Origin of the sequence: Lewinella sp. JB7, assembly GCF_024297185.1 — a bacterium.
In the GTDB taxonomy this organism is placed as follows: Bacteria; Bacteroidota; Bacteroidia; order Chitinophagales; family Saprospiraceae; genus Neolewinella.
In genome coordinates this window covers 400519-409281 of the sequence record NZ_JANCTD010000005.1, presented here as the reverse complement: position 1 = coordinate 409281, position 8763 = coordinate 400519, and the positions used below count along the sequence as shown (strand labels likewise).

General features: G+C 60.7%; 6 protein-coding genes. 5 read left to right on the top strand and 1 reads right to left on the bottom strand.

All coding sequences use genetic code 11. The features are described from left to right. Positions 1-345: 345 nt before the first annotated feature. Positions 346-1638 (bottom strand): ATP-dependent RecD-like DNA helicase, encoded by a 1293-nt coding sequence (locus NMA52_RS11680; protein WP_254827845.1) that lies wholly within the window; start codon positions 1636-1638, stop codon positions 346-348. Positions 1639-1693: 55 nt separating this feature from the next. Here NMA52_RS11680 and NMA52_RS11675 point away from each other — a divergent pair, with 55 nt between their 5' ends. From NMA52_RS11675 to NMA52_RS11655, 5 genes are all read left to right on the top strand, one after another. Beyond that, on the top strand, positions 1694-2083 hold the full coding sequence (locus NMA52_RS11675; RefSeq protein WP_254827844.1) for a hypothetical protein: 390 nt from the start codon (positions 1694-1696) through the stop codon (positions 2081-2083). 1232 nt (positions 2084-3315) lie between these two features. Beyond that, positions 3316-4119 carry a M15 family metallopeptidase gene (locus NMA52_RS11670; RefSeq protein ID WP_254827843.1) on the top strand — a complete coding sequence of 268 codons (804 nt, stop codon included), beginning with the start codon at positions 3316-3318 and terminating at the stop codon, positions 4117-4119. A 71-nt stretch (positions 4120-4190) separates the two neighbouring features. Then, on the top strand, positions 4191-4547 hold the full coding sequence (locus NMA52_RS11665; protein WP_254827842.1) for a hypothetical protein: 357 nt from the start codon (positions 4191-4193) through the stop codon (positions 4545-4547). Then, complete coding sequence (locus tag NMA52_RS11660; protein WP_254827841.1) at positions 4547-6949, top strand: S9 family peptidase; 2403 nt, start codon at positions 4547-4549, stop codon at positions 6947-6949. Before NMA52_RS11665 ends, NMA52_RS11660 begins: the two co-directional genes overlap by 1 nt. 12 nt (positions 6950-6961) lie before the next feature. Then, complete coding sequence (locus NMA52_RS11655; RefSeq protein ID WP_254827840.1) at positions 6962-8758, top strand: DUF5060 domain-containing protein; 1797 nt, start codon at positions 6962-6964, stop codon at positions 8756-8758. Positions 8759-8763 lie beyond the last annotated feature (5 nt).

Genomic DNA, 8763 nt, shown 5'->3' with positions numbered 1-8763 from the left:
CGTCGGCCAAGCGTCTGTCTACAGACCTTTAATGGGGCTTACTTCCCCGCTTTTTCTATACAGACCACGGACTCTTGGCCACTTGCCGAGTGAGCAAACACGGAATAGGCCTCGACGCCTCAAAATCCGTCACCCGCGCCCGGCAAGGGCAGGAGTTTTCCACACTTTGGGTGTGAAATCCACAAAGAAAAAAGAAGCCAAAAAGAAATTATACATAATGATGATGGTCATATATGTATGTTCCTCTTTAAGGCAAGTCTAAAGGCCTATCCGTGGTGAACTTGTCTCGGACCCGAGGCCGCTCATTAGTATGCAACCCAACCGGACCGCGGATCACTACCCCCATCACCGACTCGACTCATAAAACTGCACCACCTCCGGATCGACCAGCACGTCACGGAGAGCGAGGGGCTGCCGTAGTACGATGCCCTCCAGGGTGCGGCAGCGGCTCAGGGCGACGTAGGTTTGTCCGTGCTCGAAGGCCCCCGAGCGCCCGAGGTCCACAATGATCTTGTCAAAGGTCTTGCCCTGCGACTTATGGATCGTCACGGCCCAGGCCAGACGCACGGGTAGCTGACGGTAGGTGCCGAGCGTTTCGGTGCCGATCTTACGTACGTCGGTGGCATCGGCGGTGTAGCGGATGATATCCCACTCGTCGTATTCCACCTCTACCTCGCTCGCCTTGCCGTTCTCGACGATCTCGATCCGCACGGATTTGGCCTTGCATTCCACCACCGTCCCGATGGTACCGTTTACGAAACGACGGTCGGGGTCGTTGCGCAGCGTCATGACCTGGGCGCCCTCCTTCAGCCGGAGGAGCTGGGGCACCGGGAAGAGTTTCTCGGGAAAGTTGCCCTTCACTTCTGCGGTGTACAGGTGTTCCGGACCGGGGAGTTCGGCAAGCGCGCTGGCGTTGATCTTGGTCACCGTGGCGTTGCGGGCGGCCAGCGTCAGGTAGTTTTCGCCGGGGGGCGGCTCGAAGTCGGGCTGGTACCGTCGGTTCAGATCCTCGAGTTCCTCCCGGTCTACGGTAGCATTGCGGATACTTTCGAGCAGGCGCAGGAAGTAGCGGCTGTCCTGGCGGTATACCTTATTCAGTTCGATCGTTTCCAGGTCGATGTGGTCCATGGCATCGGCGCTGAAAAAGTAGGGACTGGCGTAGCGCAGGCTGAAGAACTCCCGCTCCGTGGCGCTGCTCACGACCGGCGGCAACTGGAACAGGTCGCCGAAGAGAATGAGCTGTACCCCCCCGAAGGGTTCCCCGTTCTCGCGGTTGAGCTTCAGGCCGTAGTCGATGGCTTCCATCACGTCGGCTCGTACCATGCTGATCTCGTCGATCACCAGCGTTTCCAGGTTCATGAAGAGGCGGCGGTTGCGGCGGTTCGGGCGGATATCGCGGGACTGCAGCAGCCGGGGAGGGAAGTTGAAGAAGGAGTGGATCGTTTGTCCGCCGACGTTCAACGCGGCAACGCCGGTGGGCGCCAGCACGACCACGTTCTTCCGCGTGCTCCGCTTGAATATTTGCAGCAGGGTGGATTTTCCCGTGCCCGCCCGTCCGGTGATGAACAGGTTGGCACCGGCCTCCATACGCTCGAGGGCGTAGTTGAATTCGTGACTTAATTGCAGGGGTTCCGGCATGGCGCGAAGGTAGTCAGCGGACGTCGATTCGGGGGGCGCACCGTACTTTTGCCGCATGCAGACTTCCCGCTTTTTGGTCCTTCTGGCCGCCGTTACCGGCTTGGCCGTACTCGGCCTGGCCGTTTGTCACTTCCTCCTCTCCATTGACTACGCCCTGGCCTTTTCGGTGGGTACGCTGCTGCTCTTCGTCTTCATTTGCGTCGGACTTTTTTTCGTCGGGCGGCGGAGCGCGGGAGCAAAGAACAAGATGTTATTCAGCAATGTCTTCATGGGCGCTACCATGGTCAAGATGTTGCTCTGCGGTATGCTGGTGGTGACCTATGCCCTGCTGGGGCAACCGCCCAGTAAGCTGTTCATCGTGCCCTTCTTCTGGCTTTACCTGGTGTACACGGGTTTCGAGGTGTACTTCCTTATGAAGATTTCGGCGGTCGTAGCTAAGGAATAATTCAGGTCGAGGCGTTGCACGCCGAGTTTGGCAAAAGGTCGAGTAGTTTCCGGTCCGAGACAGGTTCACCACAGATGGACACGGATTTTTACAGATTTCGCTACCGCACGGCGCAGGTCGAGGCGTTGTACGCCAATTTTGGTGATAGGTCGAGCGGCCTCCGGTCCGAGACGCTTCACCACAGATGGGCACGGATTTTCACCGATTCCGCTACCGCTCGGCTCGGGTCGAGGCGTTGCCCGCCGAGTAATAGCGATAGGTCAAGCGGCCTCCGGTCCGAGACGGGTTCACCACAGATGGGCACGGATTTTCACAGATTCCGCTACCGCTCGGCTCGGGTCGAGGCGTTGCACGCCGAGTTTGGCAATAGGTCGAGCGGCTTCCGGTCCGAGACAGGTTCACCACAGATGGACACGGATTTTTACAGATTTCGCTACCGCACGGCTCAGATCGAGGCGTTGTACACCAATTTTGGTGATAGGTCGAGCGGCCTCCGGTCCGAGACGCTTCACCACAGATGGGCACGGATTTTCACCGATTTCGCTACCGCACGGCTCAGATCGTGGCGTTGTACGCCAATTTTGGTGATAGGTCGAGCGGCCTCCGGTCCGAGACGCTTCACCACAGATGGGCACGGATTTTCACAGATTTCGCTGCCGCACGGCTCAGGTCGAGGCGTTGCACGCCGAGTTTGGCAAAAGGTCGAGTGGTTTCCGGTTCGAGACGGGTTCACCACAGATGGCCACGGATTTTCACAGATTCCGCTACCGCACGGCGCAGGTCCAGGCGTTGCACGCCAATTTTGGCAATAGGTCGAGCGGCCTCCGGTCCGAGACGCTTCACCACAGATGGGCACGGATTTTCACCGATCCCGCTACCGCACGGCTCAGGTCGAGGCGTTGCATGCCGAGATGAACTACTCAGGTCGAGCGGCCTCCGGTCCGAGACGGTTTCACCACAGATGGGCACGGATTTTCACAGATTTCGCTACCGTACGGCGCAGGTCGAGGCGTTGCACGCCGAGTTTGGCAATAGGTCGAGCGGCCTCCGGTCCGAGACGTATGGGACAATTTACCATATACAAGGTATAATGTACCATGTACCATTTGGCTACCGCTGTTTCTTGCGCGACTTCCAGGTCCAGCGATCTTTGCTCCGAGACCAAGACGCAACCTCCCATTCAAGACACGTATCCTCTGCCCCTACCCGGGGTCTATCCTATCTTTGCTCCAATGAGACTTACCCTTTTACTGCTAGCTTCCGTGCTTCTGAGCTGCACCAGTCCGGCGGAAAACTCCGAGGAGCCCATCGTTGCTCCCGCGCCCGCGCCCCTGCCTTACGACGTCCACGACAGCGTACCCTCCTTTCCCAGTTATACTTTCCTGACCGGGAAATTCGATCCGTCCGAACACCCTGATTTCGTGAAGGTTGCCGCCGGGTACACGGACGGAGACCCCTACGTACTACACCGGGACACCTACGCCGCCTTCGAACGCATGCACGCCGCCGCCCTCGCCGACGGCATCAAGCTGATCATCGTCTCTGCCACCCGCAACTTCGACCGCCAGCGGCAGATTTGGGAAGCAAAGTGGAACGGCCAACGATTACTGGAGGGCCGGGAGCGCGCCGACGAAGCTTACCCCGATCCCGCCGACCGGGCCCGGGCCATCCTCCGCTACTCCAGCATGCCGGGAACGAGCCGCCACCACTGGGGTACCGACGTAGACCTCAATGCGCTCAATAACGGCTACTTCGCCGAGGGCGAAGGCGAGCGGATCTACCGCTGGCTCACCGAGCACGCGGCAACTTACGGCTTCTGTCAGCCGTACACCGCCAAGGGCCCCGACCGGCCCAACGGTTACGAGGAAGAGCGGTGGCACTGGAGCTACCTACCCCTGGCCACCCAACTGACGGATTACGCCGCCGCCCGGCTAAAGGACGCGGACATCAGCGGCTTCGCGGGAGCGGAGGCGGCCCCGCGGATCGGCGTAGTGGAGAACTACGTCCTCGGGGTCAATCCCGCCTGCAAGGAATAAAACGACGGGGCGGGAATGACTAAACTTATCCCAGGGTACCTTACGTTTACCTACACACATAAGACTCGCCCATGGAATTATACGATATCAACCGATACGCCCTCATCGTCACCCCTAGTGAAGCCCTGCTGCGCTGGGCCATCCGGGAAGACGCCAGCATCGAAGAAGAGATCGACTTCGAGGACACTTCGGACCTGACCACCGTGTACCTGATGCCCGATTTTGACGAGATCGAAGAGGCCGAGGAGTGGCTGGAGAACAATTTCCTCCCCATCCTCGAAAATCTGCTGGGAGAATGGGTGGAAGACGACAGCAATTGGCCGGACAACCTGGCCTTCAATCACTTCGAAAAGTTTAGTGACTACACCATCACCAATATGGTGATCGACACCCAGGACGCCAGTTACGATCAGGACGAAGAAGATTAATGCATTACCAACGCCCCCCCGAGGCCATCGCCGATCTGGTCAACCTGAAACCCGACCCCCTCATGCTTTTCGGGCCGGACCCCGATTACATCATCATCGCCGACCGGCCGATGTACCCCGGCATCGAGGAACTCAAGGAGCCCAAGGTAAAACTGGCCGGCCGGCAGATCAATCCCGACTCCTTCACGCCCTACGGTACCCGTGGGTTCCACAACCCCCGCCTGCGTCGGTTGTCGACGGGCCAGGATCGCCAGTTCATCGGGCTGCCCGAAAACGGCTACTTCCGCTACTTTACCTGGTCGCCCGACGGCAACCGCATCGCCTTCTGCTTCGTGACCGACCATGGGCTGCAGCTCTGGACGGCCGACCGCGAATCGCTGAAGTGCTACGCCGTCGGCGACAACGACATCAATAACAGCCTCGGCGGAGCGCCTTACGACTTCATCGGCAACGACCGTTTCCTCATCAAGCGCCGCATTCCGGGGGCTAAGAAGCCCGAACCGGGAGAGTCCGCTACCGGCCCCAATGTGCAGGATTCTTCCGGCAAGGAAGGCGCCAATCGCACTTACACCAATCTGCTGCAGAACGACCACGACGTCGCTCTGTTTCGCTACTACGCCACCGGGCAACTCTACCTGCACCGCCTCGATACGGGGGAGGAACGGGAATGGGCCGAACCCGGTATAATCGCCGGTCTCGGCGATTCTCCGAACGGTAAATTTTTCGTCATCACCTACGTCGTGGAGCCGTTCAGTTTCAACGTACCCTACGACAAATTCGCCGACCGGGTTCTCCTGCTCGATCATGCCGGATTTCCCATCCGGGAACTGGCCTCCCGCCCTACCGTTGAGCACCTTCCGCCGGCCTTCGGAGCGGTCATCACCCAGCCCCGCCGCTTCAACTGGCGCAGCGATCACCCCGCTCAGTTGTACTGGACCGAGGCCATCGACGGGGGCGACCCGCGCGTCGACGTCGAGTACCGCGAACAACTCTACTACCTCGAAGCCCCCTTTACCGGAGAACCGAAGAAAAGCATTCGCTTACCCCTGCGCTTCGGAGCCCTCCGCTGGGGTCGGAGCGATTTGGCAATCGCGGTCGACTGGGAATGGGCCTCCCGCCGCCAGGTGACCCGCCGTTGGTACCCCGACGATCCCTCCCGCGAGCCCGAAGTGCTCTTCGATCATAACTGGGAGGACAACTACAACGATCCGGGGGGCGTGGTCACCGTGTCCTCGCCCAGCGACCACAGCCTCCTGCTGACCCGCGACGAGGGACAAACCCTGGTGATGGTCGGCAACGGGCACAGTCCCGACGGCCCCCAACCCTTCGTGGACGGCTTCAATCTGGTGACCCACGAGAAGACCCGGTTGTGGGAATCTACCCCACCCTACTTCGAGCGTCCCCTGTTCTTCCTGGATCAGGATCCCAACTTCTTCCTGCTGGCCCGCGAGCAGTCGGACGAGCGCCCCAATTTCTTCCTGCACCACCTGGTTACCAAGGAAGAAATCCGTGTGACGAACTTCCCCCACCCCTACCCCCAGCTCCGGCACACCAATTACGAGCTGGTAACTTACCAGCGGGCCGACGGCGTGCAGCTCAGCGGCGAACTGCATACACCGGAAGGCTTCCGGGCGGGTACCGACGCACCCCTGCCCATCCTCATGTGGGCCTACCCCCAGGAATATAAGGACGCCGACAAGGCCGGGCAGGTGACGACGAGCAAGCACCAGTTCCGCCGCATCAGTCCCCTGTCTCCCCTCCCCTTTCTGGCCGTGGGTTACGCGGTTTTCGACGACTTTGCCATGCCCATCGTCGGCGAGGGCGACGAGGAGCCCAACGAAACCTTCATCGAACAGGTCCGCATGAACGCCGAGGCCGCGGTACGCAAACTGGTCGATATGGGCGTCGCGGATCCGAAGCGCATCTTCGTGGGCGGCCACAGCTACGGAGCCTTCATGACGGCTCACTTACTGGCGCATACCGACCTCTTTGCCGGGGGTATCGCCCGTAGCGGAGCCTTCAATCGCACCCTGACGCCCTTCGGGTTTCAGGCCGAGGAGCGCACCTTCTGGCAGGTCCCGGAAACCTACGTGCGCCTGTCTCCCTTCGTGCACGCCGACAAAATTGACAGTCCCCTCCTGCTCATTCACGGGGAAGACGACAGCAACAGCGGCACCTATCCCGTGCAGTCGAAGCGCATGTTCACCGCCCTGGATAATCTAGGCAAGACCGCACGCCTGTGTCTGCTGCCCTACGAGGACCACGGTTACGCGGCCGAAGAAAGCATCCTGCACGTGCTCTGGGAAATGCACCGCTGGATGGGTATGTACGGCAGCCACCCCACCTACCCGGGCAGGGACCACCGACAGGGTGAACGGCAAACCGTAAGTTTGTCTAAATAACCACCCCCTTCCGTGCGCTTAATCAGTCTGCTGTCTCTCCTCGTCCTCCTCTGGGGGGGATGTCGTACCACCTTCACGCCCACCCACCCCGACGTCGCGAAGTGGGAAAAGATGACGCTCTCCTTTCCCGGGCCGCAAACGAGTGAGCAGGCCGCGGACAACCCCTTCGTGGATTACCGACTCGATGTCACCTTCACCAACGGAGATCGTACGATCACCGTACCGGGCTATTACGCGGCCGACGGTAATGCCGCACAGACGGGTGCCGAAGCCGGTAACCAGTGGCAGGTACGCTTCCGACCCGACCTGACGGGAGAATGGACCTACGAAGGACAGCTGGTGCGGGCCGACAGCGCTTACCTGGGCGGGGACGCAGGAGCCGGCAAGACGGTGGAACGCTATGCCGGGGCCTTCTTTGTCGGCGACCCCCGACCGGGAGAGACCGGCCGACTCATCCGCGACCACCCCCGCTACCTGCGGTGGGCGGAAAGCGGGGATTATTTCCTTAAGGGCGGGGTAGACAGTCCGGAAAACCTCCTGGCGTATGCGGACTTCGACGGCACCTACCGCCACGACGAAAATTTCCGTGCCGGAGAAAGCACCACCGAGGGTCTTCATACCTATTCCGCTCACCTGCGGGACTACGGCGGCAGCGATCCCGACTGGGGGAACGGCAAGGGTAAGGGACTGATCGGCGGCCTCAATTACCTGGCATCCACCGGCGTCAATAGCATCTACTTCCTGACGATGAACATCAACGGCGACGGACGGGACGTGTGGCCTTACGTCAGTCACGACGTGCACGATCGCTTTGACGTGAGCAAACTCGCCCAGTGGGAGATCGTCTTCGATCACGCCGACAGTCTGGGCATGATGCTCCACTTCGTACTGAACGAGACGGAGAACGAAACGCTACTCGACGGCGGGGATACCGGCCCCCTGCGCCGGCTTTACTTCCGCGAGCTGGTCGCACGCTTCGGTCACCACCGGGCCGTCACCTGGAACCTCGGCGAAGAAAATGGCCCTAACTCTTGGTCGGAATCCTTCCAGGACAACCGGCAGCAGCGCGACGTGATCGCCTGGTTTGCCGAGCACGACCCCTACCGCAACTACGTGGTCCTGCACACGCATCCGGGTGATGAGGGCATAACTGAAATCTACGAACCCCTGCTCGGCAACCAGGACTTAGGTGGTCTGTCTTTACAACTCGGCAATCCTTACTCGGCCAACGAGGTGACCCGGAAGTGGCTCAGTCTATCCGCATCGGCGGGCGCCCCCTGGATTATGACCGTCGACGAGGTCGGCCCCTGGTGGCGTGGACTGGACCCCGATGCCAACGCTCCCCTCAACAATCAGGACAGTCTACGCGCCTTCACCCTCTGGGGCAACCTCATGGCGGGTGGCGGCGGAGTGGAATGGTACTACGGTGCCCGCAATCCCCACAACGACCTCAACCTGGAAGACTGGCGCAGCCGCGACCGCGCCTACCGGTGGACCACCCACGCCCGCCGCTTTTTCGAGCGCCACCTGCCGTTCGCGGACATGGTCACCCGCAACGAACTCCTGGAGGGATCCGACCAGTTCTGCTTCGCCAAAGAGGGGGAGCTGTACGTAGTGTTTACGCCCCTCGGGCGACCGGCTACCCTCGACCTGAGCGGAACCGAGGGGGAATTTACCGTGCGGTGGTACGATCCGCGCAAGGGCGGGGACCTGATCGATCACGGCGAACTCGTGCGCGCCGATGACGGCCAGGTGAGCCTGGTGCCTCCCGGCGAGGGTGACTGGGCCTGCCTGATTGAGCGGCGGTAGCCGGT

Excerpts from the sequence above, each read along its gene's own strand:
- NMA52_RS11680 (WP_254827845.1), bottom strand. The coding sequence starts at position 1,638 with ATGCCGGAACCCCTGCAATTAAGTCACGAATTCAACTACGCCCTCGAG.
- NMA52_RS11675 (WP_254827844.1), top strand. The coding sequence starts at position 1,694 with ATGCAGACTTCCCGCTTTTTGGTCCTTCTGGCCGCCGTTACCGGCTTG.
- NMA52_RS11670 (WP_254827843.1), top strand. The coding sequence starts at position 3,316 with ATGAGACTTACCCTTTTACTGCTAGCTTCCGTGCTTCTGAGCTGCACC.
- NMA52_RS11665 (WP_254827842.1), top strand. The coding sequence starts at position 4,191 with ATGGAATTATACGATATCAACCGATACGCCCTCATCGTCACCCCTAGT.
- NMA52_RS11660 (WP_254827841.1), top strand. The coding sequence starts at position 4,547 with ATGCATTACCAACGCCCCCCCGAGGCCATCGCCGATCTGGTCAACCTG.